The sequence below is a fragment of the Gilliamella sp. Occ3-1 genome (assembly GCF_001690655.1).
Lineage (GTDB): Bacteria > Pseudomonadota > Gammaproteobacteria > Enterobacterales > Orbaceae > Gilliamella > Gilliamella apicola_P.
Window position 1 is genome coordinate 59,848 of sequence record NZ_LZHQ01000008.1, and the last position, 17,578, is coordinate 77,425.

Sequence of the window (17,578 nt, forward strand, 5' to 3'; positions counted from 1 at the left end):
AAAATAGACAATAAATTGGTTTTTAGTTTACGCGCAAGAACTAATGATTCACAACACAATACAGATATTCACCAGGGATGTATGATTTATGAAATTCCAGCAAACAAAGACATAATAATTGAAGCGACCGGCTCAAGACGCGGCTGTCCTCGTACAGTTAATTTATATATCACTAAAAAATAACAACCGCCTAGTGCGGTTTTTTATTATCTGGAGAAAATTATGGCAAAAATATCAGGAGTATTAACGGATGGTGCGGGTAATATTATTAACAACTGCACTATCGAGTTATACGCAAAAAAAACAACAAGCAAAGTACTAACACAAACGCAAGCATTTCAAGTCGCAAATAATGGCAGCTACATGATGAACGTATTGCCGTGTGACTATGAAGTAAAGTTAATTATAAATGGATTTCCGCCAAAGAGGCTTGGCACAATTCAGGTGTTTTCTGACTCAAAAGACGGTACATTAAATGATTTTTTACTGAATCCCGCTGAGAGTGAAATTACGCCCACAATACTGAGAGATGTTATTGACGCCAAAAATCATGCAGGTAAATCTGCTGAAAAAGCAGCGAATTCAGAGCGTAATAGCAAAACATCTGAAACGAATGCAAAAATTAGTGCTGATAATGCAAAAAACAGTGAAACGAAAGCAAATAATTTTGCGCAATCTGCAAGCGCATCAGCTGCGACAGCAACCAACGCTAACACTTCAGCTAAATCGTATTCAGATTCAGCAAAAAGCAGTGCAGATAGTGCGAGTTCATCAGCAACAGCGTCACGCAACTCAGCTCAACAATCTAGCAATAGTGCGAATGCAGCTAAAGTATCAGAGAATAACGCTAAAACATCAGAGCAAGAAGCTTCAAAATCAGCTGTTAATGCTAAAAACTGGGCGTCTACTGTTGATACTTCTAAACTATTGAAAGTTTTAGGTAATTTATCGAATACAAACATAAACAATCTAACTGGGATGAATGAAGGTATTTATTTTCAAGGCAGAAATGCACAGGCGATTGTTGAGAATGGGTACCCAATTAACCAAGCCGGTACGTTGCAAGTTTTTAAAAACGGCGCAGACGGAGCTGGATGTTGTCAGATTTATATAACATATAAAAATTCTCGACAGTTTATTAGAAATTATCTGGGGGCCCCAAAAGCCTGGGAGCCATGGGTTGAACAAATCACAACAGCAAATATTAATCAATATATTTTAGTCGGAGACATGCGCTTAATGCCGTTTCGTCGTGATGAGTTGCCGTTTGGGTGGTATATACGTAATGGCGACAAATATCTTTTAGATTCGCCACAAGGGCGGGTTTTAAATAGTTTGTCTACTAACTACAAAAGAGATCACAACATAAAAATACAAGTAATTAATGGTAAACAACACATTAATGTGCCGACAGCGTTTGCCGCAGACGGACGAGGTTATTTTGAACGAGCGGTAAACGGAACAAATAGACAAGTAGGTACTATTGAGGGTGACGCTATTAGAAACATTAAAGGGGCGATTCCTAACGGTGAAGAACGAGCAATAATCGGGCATAAAAACATAACAAAAGGAGAGCGGGATGGAGCGATATCAGTTTATCACAGCGATAACGATTGGTTGCAAGGTGGTTCGCGTGAAATGAAGTGGGCATTTTTCGATTTTGATGCATCACGCGTTGTACCGACCGCAGATGAAAACAGGCCGATGAACATCGGTATGACACCTGTAATTTATTTGGGAGTTTAATATGATTAATTATCATTACGATAACAGCAAAGAACTAAAACCTTTTTCTTATATGACAGAAGCAACCGAAAATACATATCCGCCAGATAACGCGTTGCGTATAAAACCGGAGTTTAAGGATGGATACTGGCCTTGTGAAAAAAACGGTAAATGGATTTTAGTTGAAGATAACAGAAACAAAAAAGTATATAACATTGAGACGAAAAAATCGAACGAAGTAGATTATCTCGGTAAAATCAAAGATGGCTTCACACTACTTGAACCGTTCGATTTTTGCAAGTGGGATGGAAAAAAATGGGTATTAGATAAAGATGTAAAAAATAAAAATTTTATTGAAACTAGAAAACGAAAACAAGAATATCTAATTCGCGAATCAAATGAAAAAATAGCTATTTTGCAAGATATTATTGATTTAGATATGAAAGAAGCGGATGAAGAGATTCAGCTAAAAGCGTGGAGAAAATATCGCATTTTATTAACGCGTGTTGATGTGTCTAATATTAATGTAGAGTTTCCCGAAAAACCACAATAACATCACGTCACACTATCAATCTTCAACTTACAATACTCAACAGCGTCTTCTAACATCACAAAATCAGCGATATCGTATAGTGTTTTCTGCGTTTGATAGAATACATAATTGTGCTCGTTGCCGCTGTTGATAATGTAGCACTCGCCCGTGATTTCAATTTCGTAATCTTCGGGCGCCATTCGTATGTAAATTGGTAGTGTGTAGTTTATTGTTATCATGATAAGCGAAGTTAGAATTTTTTGGAGTATTTTATATTGATTGTATTTTGATGTGAAATTGTGATGTGAAATTATGGAGAGCAAATCACAAAAATGTTTGTGCCATATTTGTGCCGTAGATAATGTAAAATAAACTAAAAAATAGTGAATAAATGAACAGCAATTAGTTTGGCTAACCTCTTATCTGATTGATTTATAATAAATTAAAATTACGCTATAAAATAATACGTGTCACTCATAATCGATTGGTCACTGGTTCAAGTCCAGTAGGGGCCACCATCAATATCATGATTTTAATGTTTAATAAATTTTTAATTTTTTAAGGGTTAATATCATGAAAAAAAATGCAACAGTGATCACTATAGCCGATACTAAAGGCGGTTCTACCAAATCTACTACAGCAGTTAATATTGCTGCTTTTATAGCACATTCGGGGTTAAAAACACTATTACTGGATTTTGACTTAGAGCAGCCTACAGCTTGTTCATATTTTCCATTGCAAAAAGAGGCTCCGTATGGCGTTTATGAGTTTCTTATAATGCATGAAACAGATTTAGATAAACTAATATCTGCGACGACAACACAAAATTTAGATGTTATGTCATCAAACAGCGTTAGACAAGAAATTGTTTCCCATTTAAACGCTTCGGCCGATGGTATTATCCGTCTAAAATCATGCTTAAAACTTCTCAAAAACGAGTACGATGTGATAGTTATTGATACGGTCGGAACAATTGATCCAACGGTCAATATGGCAGTACTTGCTTCTGATGTGGTTTTATCTCCGCTAGATCCTTCCATGCCAGGCGTTCGAGAATATCTGCGAGGCACTATTTCTAATTTATTTAGAAGTTTGATTCCTTTTACGGATTACGGAATAGAATTACCTCCTGTTTATACGTTTTTTAATCGAGTAGAAGAAAATAATGATTGCCGTCGTATAAAAGAACTTTTTAATCAACAAATCAAATCTTTGTCACAATTACCTTTTCAAATTACTGTTTTAGATAAAGATATTAAAAAGAAGAATAGTTACAAAGTTGCAGCATCACTCGGTATTGCAGCATTTCAACATTATACCGAACCAACAAATAAAGTAGCTCATCCATATAAAATAACAAAAGCCCAAGCTCAAAGTATCAAAGACGATATTTATTATTTGTGTCAACACCTATTACCTAGGTATCAGCCACAATTTGATGCATTTATGAAAACCGAAATTGCTCATTAATCATTTTTATTTTTGTTCACAATAAATAACAAGGTGATTATATGAATAAGCAATTTTATTCTAATGATACTGAGCGATCAGTATTAGGTGCATTATTAATCGATAATAGCTGTATTGATGATACATTTGAAATAAAAGTGGACGATTTTTATATACCACAGCACAAATTGATTTTTAATGCCATAGTTTCTTTAATTCAAGAAGGTAAGCATGCGGATATTCTGACTGTATCTCAGGCTCTTTCCGAAGAACAACTAAAAAATTGCGGGGGGTTAGCATATTTAGCTGAGTTGAGTAGAGATACACCACGGGCAACAAATTTTAAACACTACGCATCAATTTTACGCAATTATACAAAAGCTCGTAGTGCAAATAATATTGCAAAAACATTGATAAAAAAGCTCACAAAAGCGTCATTTAGTAATTCAGACAGCAGTAATCAGATTATAGCACAAACGGAATCCGAACTTTTTCAGTTGGGACATGCTGTAGATAATCAAGATGAGCAACTTATACCAGCAATGTTGAATAATATTATGACATTTTTGGAAACGGAGCACTCTCCATTTATTCCAACAGGTTTTAAAAATTTGGATTCTAAAATAGGTGGGTTGGAACCCAAGGAAATTACAATTATTGCCGCAAGACCTTCCATGGGGAAAACAGCATTTCTTATTTCATTGATTTACAATCAAATAATAGCGCTTAATGATAATCCTAATTTACCTATACAACCTGTTTTTGTTTTTAGTTTAGAAATGGATGCGCAATCGTTGATGTTGCGATTATTAGCTACATTATCCCATGTACCATTTATCGATATAAAAAATAAAAATCTTGACGATAGTGATTACGGAAAAATTTCTGCAGCGATTGCAATTTTATTGAAATTAAAAAAATTTCTTATTATTGATGATAATGCGTATTTAACTCCAGCTATTTTTAGACGTAAAGTTCAGCGCTATACACGTTTATATGGCCAACCAATATTTGTTGCAGTTGATTATGTACAGTTAATGTCATCAGGTGAAAAAAACAATGAAAATCGTGCTGTTGAAGTGGGCAATATTAGTAGACAGCTAAAAATTCATTGTAAAGATTTCAATATTCCTTTAGTTCTGCTTTCACAATTAAACCGCTCAGTTGAATCTCGTTCTGATAAACATCCTCTTTTGTCTGATTTGAAAGAATCTGGCAGTTTAGAGCAAGATGCGACAACAGTAATATTACTGTATCGAGATGAAGTCTATAACGAAAACAGTGAAGCTAAAGGGACTGGTGAATTAATAGTGGCCAAAGCTCGTAATGCAGCGACTGGTAAAGTAGCAGTCAAATTTGATGGGCCATACATGCATTATCAAAATTTAGTTTAAGGAAAATATTAATATTATGGTAGAACAAAAATCATCTGTTGATGTTATGCGTGAACGTATATCTACAGGTTTCCCAGACGGTGATAGGGCAACCACTAAAATTACATTGAATGAAATGCCTATGCGGGTCAATCTTGACGAATTAAGACCTAGTCAGGTATTACCACGATTGAAAAAAAATGAATCATATGAAGATATTAAAGAATCTATTCGAAAAAAAGGACTTGATCATGCTCCTGCCATTACAAAAATGCCAGGAGAGGAAGGGTATGTAATTTCTGATGGGGGAAATACACGATTACAAATTTTGAAAGAGTTGTATGAAGAAACTGGCGATAAACGCTTTTATACAATTAATTGTATTTTCAGGCCTTGGGGCGGAGAGCTGAAATCCATTGTTGGACATTTAACTGAAAATGGCCTTCGTAGTGATTATACATTCATAGAAAAAGCATTGGGTGTTTCAAAGAGTAAAGTTTTGTATGAAGAAGAAGTAGGTAAACCACTATCTTCACGAGAGTTGAGTGAGTGTTTAAAAAATCATGGATATCCTATTTCACATGCATTGATCAACAAGATGCTAAATACAGTTGATTATTTATATCCTTATATCCCAGAGATTCTGAAATTAGGATTGAGTCGAAATCAAATTGAAAAAATTCTAATGTTAAGAAGTATATGTTGGGATTTATACAAACGTTCCGAAAAATATGATGATGACAATGCTTTTGTTGAAGGTTTTAATTTAGTATTAAGTGAATTTGATTATGAGCCAGAATTATTTAGTTATGAACGTTTGCAAGACGAGATGTTTGGTTATTTTGCGAAATTGTTGGGAATTAGCTATCAGCTTTTTGAATTTGAATTAGAGGAAAAAAAACATAAAGGGACAAAGAAAAACTTGCCACCAATCGATGTTAGCAAAAATGAGGCCAATGCTGGACAAGGTGGGGAAGATAAATTGGAAGTTGTTCCAACATTAAAAGGTCAATTGCAACAGGATATTTCATCAGAAACTAATGTTAGTAGCCAACAATCAACTAAAATTGACCCAATTTCATTAAAAAGAGAGATAAATCCAACAATCATATCCTATGATGATCCTGAATCGGAAACTGCTGTAAGTTCCTCTTATACTATTTTACCTAGTGGTGATATTACTGTACATGACGGGGCTGATGTTAAATCAGTGATGGAAGACATAATTAAAAGTACTGATTTAACTAAAATTAACCCACATGCTTATAGTCTCAGTGCTAATTTAAATACATATGGGAAAACGGAAAGAACACCTATTTTAGATATTTGGAAACTGCAAGAAGAAGCTACTAATTATGAATATGTTTTTCGAGATATTGCAGGACATGTACTTGATATTTTTGATGAGCTAGGCATCAATAACCAATCTTTTGCGTTTTCAATTGACGATAAAGATAAATCAAAATTACCCATTATTGCATTTAATCCTCTCTCTACAGAAGATGAAGTAGATAGCAAAAAACGCACCGCATATAAACTATTATTATCATTACTTACAAAACAGACTGAAGAATCGATTAGTATGCATTATTTAATCACTGAATTCAATGATTTTTTAGTAATTAAATTTTTACGAATTATTCGATTGTTCCGAGTTTATAACGAGTTTTTAAATCAACAACATTAAATATAGGGCATATCATGGTAAGTGTCAGTAATAATATAAATTTGGCGATATTGAACATGGTTCATAATTTTATTAATGAAGGAAAGATTCACTCATTAATTGAAATGGGATTTACAATTGAACACTTAAAACAAATGAAAGAATTGAGTTATTCACAAGTTACTTATATTGCAAACTCACCTGTGCTATTGATTCAAGTTACTATAGATACAAAATTATTTGATGTTGTACTTGCAAGAGCAAAAGAATTTGAAGAAAGAAGCCATATTATTGACAAAGCACATTCACTAGGCGCATCTATAGAAATTTTAAATAAATATTTTGGGTTATCAACATCTGATATTAGTTGTTCCAGAAAACTAAAGGATTTAACTGTATCAAAGGGGCGTTTTAGGAAACCAGACGAAGCCGAAAAAATAGTTATTTGGGAACAATGGCAGCTTAAAAAAAATGAAAATCCAGATGTTGTAATAAACGATGATTTGAATCGTTTATTAGTTTATATGGATATTACTCAGCATGTTTCGATGATGAGCGATGATAATACTGAGCCTTTAACATTAACATCGGTAATTAAAGAGCTAGAGCCATTAATTAATTCAAATAGTTTGTAAATATTATGGTAGATTTTGAAAATCAAATTAGCGTATTACGTAATGCATTAGTTGAGCAGAAAACAAATAGTATTTCTTCTGATGAAAAGATTGCCATGTTTTTTGCAGGTCATCAATATGACTCAATGCCTCGCGCATTATTAGAAGATGATTCAATTACATCATTAGATAAATATGCTTGGCAACGGTTGTATATTGAATTACAAAAATACAGGCACAATAACTACTTTCCAACTTACGATAATTTACAAAAGTTGTGGGGGAACCTAGGCGGTACATTGTCTAGAAAAACTGTACGAGAAATACTTTCTAGATTAGTTTTATCAGGCTGGTTGTCATTTAGAATGATTAGAAGTAGTAATGGTCAAATTATGGGTAATATTTATATTCTTCATAATACAGCACTGCCTCTTGAAAAGATTATTGATGACAGTGTTATACACATTTTAACATCATTGTTAAATAAAAGTAGCATTACAAAATCATTAGCGATACTTGCATACAATCTAATCAACGAATATATCAATAAAAGCACTCAATCTGACAAAAACATTTTCTTGCACATTAACGATTCAAAAAATGAAAGCAATATAAATTACAAATTTAATAATATTGCATCATCGTTACTCACTCACTTACAAAATTTATTAAGTTCCCAAAAGAAACTAAGTGAAAAAACACCAAGTTCCCAAAAGGAACTAAGTGAAAAACAACTAAGTTCCAAAAGTGAACTAAGCCTAAACTCACTAAGTTCCAAAAAGAAACTACCTAAAAAATCATTATGTTATGATTCCCCTAGTAGTACTACTAGTAGTAGTTTATATAGTAGTACTACTAATAGTAATGTTTTTTTAGATTTAAATGTTCCAGACAATATTAAAGCTAATCTTGGTATTCAAGGATTGAATGATGTTATCAGTGCGATAAATAAAAATAGTTTAGACATACAAATTGCCAATAATGTATTAAAAACTATCTCGATGAAAGATATTACTAAAATTAAAAATATGACTGCTTATCTTGTAACAAATATACAAAAAGCCGCTCGGGGTGAATATAACCTCATTTCAACGAGTAATCAGGGAACCACAGCAGATGAGGATCCTAGCAAACAGGAAATTTCAAGAGTCTTACCTGTTGAGAAGAAGATGATTAGCAAAGAAGAAATAGAACAACTCTTGAATCCATTAAAAAACATGTTATGTGAGGTTAATCCTTAATGTTACGGGGGGGGCAACAGCTAGCTGAGTAGTCCAATTACTGTTACGGGGGGCAACAGCTAGCTAAGTAGTCCAATTATTGTTAATTTTAAATTTTATTTAAATAGGAGTATTCCGATGGAAACTGAAAACAATCAAGTCGGTGTTTTACGAAGTGATATTAAAATAGAGCTTCATACTGTTCCAGCAATTCAAATCTGGTATGGCAGAAAAAAAACTGATGATAAGCATCAAATTCAAAGTATGACAAGGGCTATTGCTTATTTAAAAGTCATTGAAATAGCAACACGTCTTGATGATCCCTACGCAGATATCAGATTGACTAAATTCTATGAGCATATTACTAAAATTGAAAAATTATTAGATGTTGAGAATTATCGTATTGATGAAACACTTAAATCAGTCCCACCAGGTTTTAAAATAAGTGATGCGACATCAGTTAAACCCGTTGATCTGAACCTATTTATTAATGTTCCAAGTGGTTATCAGTTAGTATTTTTACTGTGTAAATTTGATTTATTTGTCCGAAAAGTTCAGCTAGCTAAACATATTTCATTAATCAAAAATAGTGATGCATCAGATAGGCAGAATATGATTGCTCATGAATTACGTTCGTTAATTACTTATATTACTAAATATAAACGCACTGGTGTAACACGAAAAGATTTTGTCGATAATACCCCGTTAGCAACTAAAGCTATTGAGCAACTAGGGATTGTACCAGAAGAAATACTAAATGCAGATAAAATGCGAGACAGAACAGTATCAATAACTAATTAACATAATAAGGTGAGCTAATGAATGAGTTTTATAAAGATGAATATGCAAATACACTCTCTTCAACAGATTATCAATTTGCAAAACAACATCTATCCCTAAAAGGCCTTTTAAAGCCTTTTAAAGGTAAGGGGGAATATGAAACTATTTTACAAGAAATTGAGTCATACCTTTCTAGATTAGAAAACATTGCAGAAAGACTCATCAATGACACAAGAGATAAATTACCCATTAAGTATTTACCTTTTTATTTGAAAAAAAGACGCTTATCAAATGGTTCAGTATATTTAAGTTGGAAGTATAAGAAAATAGTCATTGTTGATGGTAAAACTAGTCGTACCGAGATTGAGGGAAAACGATTGATATTAGATGCGTTGGAACAAAACAATTTGAGTTATGAGGATAAAAATTTTATCAGACAACTAGAAATTGATCGCTTAACGTTAAATTTTCAAATGAGGGTATGTATTCGAATCAGACACTTAATTAATGAAATGTTGCCCAAGTTTGATGAGCTTAACATACCAACTAAATAATGAGGTGTTAGGTGATTATATGACAGTGAATTCGTTAAAAATAAAAATAAGGAATTATTATGATTACAGATGAAGAATGGGAAAAGCTAAAGTCGGGGGATGTTATTTGGTACACATATCAACTAGCGTTAAAACCAGAAAAACTCATAATTACAAAAATAACAGAAAATCTTGTTTATTGTGACAAAACAAGATTTGATAGGGAGGATTATTTATTGCATTCAAGTTTAAACGACGCAACGCAAGCCGTGAATTTTAGATTAAAAGCACACATTGATCAAATACAGCATCAAATTAATGAGAATTTAAAAGAATTGGAACAAGAAAATGGCTAGAGGAATAAACAAGGTAATTTTAGTTGGCAATCTGGGGCAAGATCCTGAGGTTCGTTATATGCCGAATGGTAATGCTGTTGCTAATTTTAGTGTTGCAACATCAGAAACATGGAAGGATAAACAAACGAATGAAACCCGTGATCGCACTGAATGGCATCGTATTGTTGTATTTGGTAAATTAGCTGAAATTGCAGGCGAATACTTAAAAAAAGGTTCACAAGTTTATCTTGAAGGACAGTTACAAACTCGTAAATGGCAAGATAAGTCTGGACAAGATCGTTATACTACAGAAGTTGTGATTAACCCAATCGGCGGTACTTTACAAATGCTAGGTTCACGGGATGGTTCACAAAATTGGGGACAAAGTGCTAACAATTCTTCATCTGCACCCGTGCCACAATCAACAACGCAAAATGCACCAACTACAGAACAAGCTACAGCTATGCCTGAGGAGCCACCAATGGACTTTGATGACGATATCCCATTCTAGAGTTTACTTTATAAATATTAAATAGATAATCTAGCTAAAAGTAGTTAGGCTATCTATTTTTCGAGGGTTATCTTTAAAATTCTTAATATTTCTTTTTTAGGTTTATTTTGCATTTCGTTGTATCTCATTTTTAATGATAATGCTTGAGTTGCTAATATGACTATGTGGGGAACTGACTCTGATTTTTCGTAATTTTGATATGTTCTTGTTGTCACGTTTAATTGTTCTGCTGCAATCTCTTGACACCAACCGAAACCTCTCCTCCAAATTTTTAATTCATATCCGTTCATATCGTCATTCTCTAATTTAAAAACACGAAAATTTTTCGTATTTTGGTTTGAAATTTTATTCATATTTATAACTGAATAAATCAGAAAATAAAATGATATATTGAATAATTTAAAAAAATTAATAATAATAAATTATAAGTATGTAGAAAGGTAGAAGATAATATGCACTTATATAAAGTTTTGCCTAATAGTACAATATTTCATGTCATTGAACGGAATCAATATGAAAAAGATACACAAAGTAAATTTCCTTTCGTTCAACAAAATGACAAAGGTGAAGCTTGCTATTTTGCTATTTGTCCTGCTTGTGATAATCCTATACAAATTATAAATCTATATCACAGCTCAGATAAATTATTGAAACCTTATGGAAAGCATTATCACAAACCAGTTAGTGGAGCTAATAATAACATTGTACAATTAGGTTATTTTAATCCAGATAATTATAAACAATGTCCATTTGCAGCCCATAACGCTAACAAACGCTATAAATCTTCTGATAGAAAATCAAAGCTAGATGAAACATCCAGAAAAATATTAACAATCTTGGGCCAACATTTAGATCGAATTATTTATCTTATCCAAAAAGATATTGGTTTTCACATAGGCAAGAATTTACTTACTAATATGTTACAAAATTATATTAACTTTGAAGGGTATCTTTATTGCGGAGCTACAATTCTTAATATCCCTTGGATATTTGCTTATATGGCTAAAAACCATTCTTTATTCGGTAAAAAAATAATTGACAGTACATTAAAGGACACAATTCTAGAAAAGACTAATAAATTTATAAAAATGGAAGAAGGATATTTCATTTTTTCTAGTAAAATTTTTACAGAATTAAATTTCTATTTTACAAATCATATTCCGCTTAGTGCTAATAATAAAAAAGAGTCTATCGATTTAGTCATTACTTATCGAGTTTCAAATAGTGAATTTCGTGAACCACAAGAAATTTACCGAAAAACTATCGAAATGAATCATGTTCATTTTAGTAATTTGATAAATCTGGATAAATGGCATAAAAATTCTTTTAGTGATTATTGTATAGAACAGGCAAATGAATTGATATCACCTATACTTATAAGATAAATTTAATATAGGTGATGTTTGTCGCAAAATTTACTAATTTAAAACTTATTGGATAAGTGGTAGCGATTTTCTACTAATATCCAAAATTGGACGTTTATTTGAGGTATATAGTTGTTTTGCTCTGCGATTTTTAAGCAATTAAGAATAGTAAAAAGCCCGATTTGAAACTCATGTTTGGTATCTTTAACTTTAAATAAAATAGGATTATCGCAATTGTCACAAATGCAGTTTGTAATAATAGCAGGGTTTTTCATACAAATTTTTTTATGGGCATTGTAACAGTCATCATTTTTATAATATTCATTTAACGTATTAGTCCATTTATCGTCTTTAGGAATATATCCGAGTTGCATTGCTAGTTGTGCAAAATAGATAATATTAAAAAGTCCAATACAAAAATTGAATTTGCCGTTTGACATGTTAAATATTAGCGTTTCGTGGTTTTTATAATCTAAAAATGAATGATTAACGGGAATAGCCATATCTATCATTATTTACTCCAATAATTGTTTATTGAACTTTAATTATAATTATGCTGTATATGTTTTTTATTATTAAATCAATATTCCATTTAGCAATATTAATTTAACTATCCCATATTTATTTCAATTAATTAATATTCAGTTATCAAAAACAATAAGAGAATGAATGTTAATGAAATTATTTATTTGTGAAAAACCTAGTCAAGCTAAAGATATCCAGAGACATATTGGAGCTACAGTTAATGATAACGGTTTTTATCGTAGCTCCGATGGAAAAATATGTATTACATGGTGTGTCGGTCATTTGCTGGAACTAGCAGAACCACATGTTTATGACGAAAAATTTAAGAAGTGGAGCATAGACGATTTGCCTATTTTACCTGAAAAGTGGGTTTATAATGTTGCTCATAAAACGTCAAAACAATTCAAAGTGGTTCAAGGGTTAGTAAAAAAAGCTAACGTTATTATTATCGCAACAGACCCCGACCGAGAAGGGGAAGCTATTGCGTGGTCTCTGTTAGAGCGTTTTAACTGGAAAGGTGAAACTAAAAGATTATGGTTTTCAGCACTTGATGATACATCAATAAAAAAAGCCCTTGCTAGTCTTAATGCAGCTAGTGAAACTTATCCGTTATATTTAGCAGCCCAAGCTCGAGCAAAAGCTGATTGGTTGGTTGGATTAAATAGTACCAGACTATTTACTTTATTAGGTAGAGATTTGGGTTACGGCGTTTTATCTGTGGGTCGTGTTCAGACACCAGTCCTAAAACTAATTGTCGATAGGGATAGAGAAATTAAAAATTTCATACCCAAACATTATTTTTCTGTAAATATTCAGTTATCTAAGACATCCCAGACATTTAATGCTACTTGGATTCCTGAAGAAAATATAGACGAAGCGGGACGATGTCTTAATGAATCTTTTGCAAGACAAATAGCACAAAAGCTACAGCATTCAAGAGAAGCAAAAGTTATTGATGTTAACACGGAACGGGTTAAATTCTCTCCTCCTTTAGCATTTAGTTTAAGTGACTTGCAGAAAGCGTGCTCTAAAAAGTACGGTATGTCTATGCCTCAAGTACTTAATATTGCTCAATCACTTTATGAAACACATAAAATTACAACTTACCCAAGAACTGATTGCGGATATTTGCCTGAATCAATGTTTGATGAAGCTGAAACCATAATTTCTGTTATTATGAAAAATGATAATGAAATAGCAAAATTTATGCCACAGATTAATTTAGCTTATAAATCTCGACTTTGGAATGATAAAAAAGTAACCGCACACCATGGCATCATCCCGACATCAAAGACTATAGAATTGTCACAACTTAGTACAGATGAATTCAAGGTTTATGATTTGATTAGACGAAACTATTTAGCTAATTTTATGGTGCATAATGAAGTAGATAAAACAGTAGTTAATTTAATTAGTGCTGAACAGAAATTTCAAGCAAAAGGTACAGTGTTAGTTGAGCTGGGATGGAAAGTATTATTTACAAGAGACAACATTGAAAATGCGGAAGATGTTGATGATAAACAAAAACTTCCACTTTTATCTAACAATGATATTTGCACTATTTCTAAAGTCGACTTTAGATCGTTACAAACTAAGCCACCGACACATTTCGATGACGGTAGTCTGCTTGATGCAATGAAACAAATTGCCAAATATGTAGAAAACCCTCAATTAAAAAAAATGTTAAAGGAGACATCAGGGATTGGTACTGAAGCAACAAGAGCTGGAATTGTAGAAACATTAGAAAAACGTAATTACATTGAACGAAAAAAGAAAGCTATCTTAGCAACTGATATTGCCTACGCACTGATAGACACATTACCTCCAGTTTTAAAAGATCCTGGTATGACAGCCTTGTGGGAGCAAGAATTAGAAAATATTGCAACGGGTCAACAGCAACAAAGCGAGTTTATGCGTAAACAGTATATTTTTATTAACCAACTAATTCAAACGTATAAAGGAGCTGAGTTACCTAAAAATACCACATCTAAAAAAGTCTCAAAAACAAAATTATACGATTGCCCTGAATGTAAAATTGGCGCACTTATCAAAAGAGAAGGTAAAAGTCAAAAAGGTAAATATATTTGGTTTGGTTGCTCTCGTTACAAAGATGGATGCAAATTTACTTGTTTTGGGGACAAGAAAGGTAATCCTGTTTTTGAGAAGACAGTGTGAATATAGTGATTATTACTAGAATAAAAACATACTTAATTAGATTCTATATTGTAAAATTAAACGAATTATGACAGAATCAAACTTCACTCCGCTTTTGTGGTTTTGCGGTCATAAAATCACTAATTTATTTTGGATTAATTTTTAACCCTTATTAATCTGAAATGTCCCAAGTCCATATTTATGGCTGCTTGTAACAACTCTGTGTAACGTTACAACTATACATACGGTTGGATAGAGCTGTATGTGTATCAGAGCTGATTTAATTCACATCAATTTTGAAATATATTTGAATATACAACAAGGAACAAGGTGGTTCTTGTTCCTGTCCTTATGTCAGAACTCAGGGTGAATACCATTGTTCATTGGTTCATTGTAAAACAGTGGTATTTACCTTGTTTGTTCTATAACAACACCAAAACTGAATGGTAAAAAATCAGTAGCCCTTAGTGCGTTAACGCGTGCCAGATAAAGCTGTTTAAAACAGATTTGTTTATTCGGTTCAACTCAGCTAACTAAATAGCGAATCGAGAATATGTGCAAAATGACATGATTTTTGAGAGGGAGAGTGCATTTTGTCACTTTTTATTGAGTAATATTCAACTCTAATTATATTAATTATATATATACTTGAAAACAAAAAGCCCATTTTATAAATGGGTTTTTTTGTCATATTCAGAATTGATTTATTTGTTTACTCAACCATCATTGCATTTTACCTTTCTACTCTCTATATATTAATCTAAAGGTCAATACAATGAAAATTGCTATGTTAGCATTGCTTCCGATATTTGTATTAACAGCATGTACAAATAACTCTAAAACTATTGCTTCTAAGCCAAAAATAGAATCTAAGCCAGTTTTGCAGACTGATAGATATACTATTGTTGAATTAGATGATCCAATTCATAAATACGTTTTAGATCAAATTATTAATATTTCACTACCTAAAAATTTAAATTTAACAGTTAAAGATGGAATGGAATATGCTTTAAAACAATCAGGTTATTCTCTTTGCACTAACTCAGATATCAATGTTCTTTATGAAAGCACTTTACCTAAAGTTCAATATAAAATGGGGCCAATTTTATTAAATGATGCACTACATGTTATGGCTGGCCCTGCTTGGAATTTAGATGTTAATGACGTTGAACGAGAAATCTGTTTTCATCTAAAAAAAGGATATTCTCGAAAACAACAACCTATTTCTTCAGTTAAACAAGAACCTCAATTTGATACTTATCAAGTACCTCCTCGAATGATAGAAACAAAAGGAGAAAAAAAATGAAGGATACGCTAATAAATAAATTAAATATAAACCAACCTATTACAATAACTAAAAAAATGGTAGTTTTAATATGTGGTGTATTTGTAATCTTGTTTATATTAATAGCGATAGCATTGCATTTATCTCTCCTTAACATTGATAAAACATCTAATAACTATAAAGAACTGGAAGATAAAATAAACACGAATAATGTAAGTATAAATAGTATTAACACATTGGAAAAAAAATTAGATGAAATTCAGTTGGAACAGAAAAAAATCAATGTTGATTATGATAATTTAAATACACGCTCTGCACGAAGTCAACAGGACATAACGTCATTACAACTAATTCTAAATGATAAAAATCTCGATAGTAAATTAGATAATTTTGAAACAGCTATAGCAAATATTGAAGTTGAGTTAGAAGCAGTTAAGAATGTTCAAAAAATGCAACAAGAATCATTAGATGGCGTTGTGGCATCTTTTCAACGATTTAAAGATCAGATTATACAAAAAATTACAGTAATGCTATCAAATAACAATAGCAAGTCAACCAATACAACAAGAAGTAATATTATAAAGGCTAAAACTGCAACGGCAATAAATTTTAAATATCAATTATCTAGCATTGAATTTAGAGCTGGTGAATTAGTTGCTGTATTCCTACCTAAAAATGCGACATCACTATCTGCGTTGAAATTTGTAAATGAAGGTGAGTTTATAGATGATTTTTGGAAAGTTGCAAAAATTGATAAAAACTCTGTGAAATTAATAAATAGTAAGCAACAAACTTATACTCTAACAATAGATAAGGAGTAAATATGATACTAAAAAAACAAATATGTTTGTTATTGCTATTAAGTTTTATGTCTTGGGATTTATTAGCTAATTCTCAACTAGTTTCAAAGGATCTTGATTCCACAAAATCGGTTGAAAAATCTGATGAAGAATCTCGGAATACACAAGAAGAAAGAATTAAAGAGAAAGCATCTTATTGGGGATTGACAGTTACAGAATGGCAAAAATATGAAAAACTTATTAATGAAGGCGGACGGCGTTATTGGTCTCCTAATCTTGATCCTCTAACTACCCTTGGGGTTGAATCTGAAACTCAAGAAGAACGAGAACATTACGCAACACTTCTTGCAAAAAAAGAATTTGAACGTACGACTAAAGAACTTGAATTTCAACGGATTTATAATCGTATGTTTAAACAACTTTATACAAACGTATTACCTGTTGAGTTGGATGATAATCCTAATTTTGTAGCACCTCTAAATTATGAGGGGGACAGAATGATTTTATTTATTGATATTAATTGTAACTCTCCCCTAAAATAATACAGCAAAAAAGTAGAAAATTCTCTATGATAAAAGTAAAGAGGATTTAAACATGAAAAAAATGACTGAACATCAAATCGTCGCTATTTTAAAAGAAGCTGAAGCGGGTATTCCGGTTAAAGAACTCTGTCGTAAATATGGCATGGGTAATTCAACTTTCTATAAATGGC

Annotated in this window: 19 protein-coding genes; 17 read left to right on the forward strand and 2 right to left on the reverse strand. The window is 32.1% G+C overall.

Going from position 1 to position 17,578, the window contains the following annotated elements; translation table 11 throughout:
- Positions 1 to 222: 222 nt before the first annotated feature.
- The 11 genes from A9G43_RS02695 (at position 223) to ssb (ending at position 10,738) form a co-directional block, all read left to right on the forward strand.
- Positions 223 to 1,746, forward strand: a complete 1,524-nt coding sequence (locus tag A9G43_RS02695) for a prophage tail fiber N-terminal domain-containing protein (RefSeq protein ID WP_065606416.1) — start codon at positions 223 to 225, stop codon at positions 1,744 to 1,746.
- 1 nt (position 1,747) lies between these two features.
- Positions 1,748 to 2,278 carry a tail fiber assembly protein gene (locus A9G43_RS02700; protein WP_065606418.1) on the forward strand — a complete coding sequence of 177 codons (531 nt, stop codon included), beginning with the start codon at positions 1,748 to 1,750 and terminating at the stop codon, positions 2,276 to 2,278.
- 552 nt (positions 2,279 to 2,830) lie between these two features.
- Positions 2,831 to 3,727 (forward strand): ParA family protein, encoded by an 897-nt coding sequence (locus tag A9G43_RS02705; RefSeq protein ID WP_065606420.1) that lies wholly within the window; start codon positions 2,831 to 2,833, stop codon positions 3,725 to 3,727.
- Between the two features lie 41 nt (positions 3,728 to 3,768).
- Positions 3,769 to 5,100, forward strand: coding sequence for a replicative DNA helicase (locus A9G43_RS02710; RefSeq protein WP_065606422.1), 1,332 nt, complete (start codon positions 3,769 to 3,771; stop codon positions 5,098 to 5,100).
- A gap of 16 nt (positions 5,101 to 5,116) precedes the next feature.
- Complete coding sequence (locus A9G43_RS02715; RefSeq protein WP_065606424.1) at positions 5,117 to 6,766, forward strand: ParB family protein; 1,650 nt, start codon at positions 5,117 to 5,119, stop codon at positions 6,764 to 6,766.
- Positions 6,767 to 6,780: 14 nt separating this feature from the next.
- Entirely contained in the window at positions 6,781 to 7,380 is a 600-nt protein-coding gene (locus A9G43_RS02720) for an STY4526/YPO1902 family pathogenicity island replication protein (protein WP_081296838.1), read from the forward strand.
- A gap of 5 nt (positions 7,381 to 7,385) precedes the next feature.
- Positions 7,386 to 8,600, forward strand: coding sequence for an STY4528 family pathogenicity island replication protein (locus tag A9G43_RS02725; protein WP_065590512.1), 1,215 nt, complete (start codon positions 7,386 to 7,388; stop codon positions 8,598 to 8,600).
- 117 nt (positions 8,601 to 8,717) lie between these two features.
- Entirely contained in the window at positions 8,718 to 9,380 is a 663-nt protein-coding gene (locus A9G43_RS02730; RefSeq protein WP_065606426.1) for a PFL_4669 family integrating conjugative element protein, read from the forward strand.
- 17 nt (positions 9,381 to 9,397) lie between these two features.
- On the forward strand, positions 9,398 to 9,913 hold the full coding sequence (locus tag A9G43_RS02735) for a DUF3158 family protein (protein WP_065606428.1): 516 nt from the start codon (positions 9,398 to 9,400) through the stop codon (positions 9,911 to 9,913).
- Between the two features lie 59 nt (positions 9,914 to 9,972).
- Positions 9,973 to 10,248, forward strand: coding sequence for a hypothetical protein (locus A9G43_RS02740; RefSeq protein WP_065606430.1), 276 nt, complete (start codon positions 9,973 to 9,975; stop codon positions 10,246 to 10,248).
- The gene (ssb, locus tag A9G43_RS02745; protein ID WP_065590113.1) at positions 10,241 to 10,738 is read left to right on the forward strand and encodes a single-stranded DNA-binding protein; all 498 of its coding nucleotides are present in this window, start codon (positions 10,241 to 10,243) and stop codon (positions 10,736 to 10,738) included. The genes A9G43_RS02740 and ssb overlap by 8 nt, the downstream gene beginning before the upstream one ends.
- Before the next feature lie 53 nt (positions 10,739 to 10,791).
- Here ssb and A9G43_RS02750 read toward each other — a convergent pair whose 3' ends face one another.
- Positions 10,792 to 11,091, reverse strand: coding sequence for a transcriptional regulator (locus A9G43_RS02750; RefSeq protein WP_218058591.1), 300 nt, complete (start codon positions 11,089 to 11,091; stop codon positions 10,792 to 10,794).
- Positions 11,092 to 11,190: 99 nt separating this feature from the next.
- On the opposite strand from A9G43_RS02750, the gene A9G43_RS02755 reads away from it, so the two are divergent.
- On the forward strand, positions 11,191 to 12,123 hold the full coding sequence (locus tag A9G43_RS02755) for a hypothetical protein (protein ID WP_065606432.1): 933 nt from the start codon (positions 11,191 to 11,193) through the stop codon (positions 12,121 to 12,123).
- Between the two features lie 38 nt (positions 12,124 to 12,161).
- Here the strand turns inward: A9G43_RS02755 and A9G43_RS10655 are convergent, their stop codons facing one another.
- The gene (locus A9G43_RS10655; RefSeq protein WP_081297996.1) at positions 12,162 to 12,614 is read right to left on the reverse strand and encodes a hypothetical protein; all 453 of its coding nucleotides are present in this window, start codon (positions 12,612 to 12,614) and stop codon (positions 12,162 to 12,164) included.
- A 163-nt stretch (positions 12,615 to 12,777) separates the two neighbouring features.
- Here A9G43_RS10655 and A9G43_RS02765 point away from each other — a divergent pair, with 163 nt between their 5' ends.
- The 5 genes from A9G43_RS02765 to A9G43_RS02785 form a co-directional block, all read left to right on the forward strand.
- Entirely contained in the window at positions 12,778 to 14,802 is a 2,025-nt protein-coding gene (locus A9G43_RS02765) for a DNA topoisomerase III (RefSeq protein ID WP_065606442.1), read from the forward strand.
- A gap of 754 nt (positions 14,803 to 15,556) precedes the next feature.
- Positions 15,557 to 16,087, forward strand: coding sequence for a PFGI-1 class ICE element type IV pilus protein PilL2 (gene pilL2, locus A9G43_RS02770; protein ID WP_065606434.1), 531 nt, complete (start codon positions 15,557 to 15,559; stop codon positions 16,085 to 16,087).
- The gene (locus tag A9G43_RS02775; RefSeq protein ID WP_065606436.1) at positions 16,084 to 16,887 is read left to right on the forward strand and encodes a hypothetical protein; all 804 of its coding nucleotides are present in this window, start codon (positions 16,084 to 16,086) and stop codon (positions 16,885 to 16,887) included. Before pilL2 ends, A9G43_RS02775 begins: the two co-directional genes overlap by 4 nt.
- Positions 16,888 to 16,889: 2 nt before the next feature.
- Positions 16,890 to 17,408, forward strand: a complete 519-nt coding sequence (locus A9G43_RS02780; RefSeq protein ID WP_065606438.1) for a hypothetical protein — start codon at positions 16,890 to 16,892, stop codon at positions 17,406 to 17,408.
- A gap of 52 nt (positions 17,409 to 17,460) precedes the next feature.
- Positions 17,461 to 17,578: transposase (locus A9G43_RS02785; RefSeq protein ID WP_141673995.1), on the forward strand; the 118-nt coding region annotated here is incomplete at its 3' end.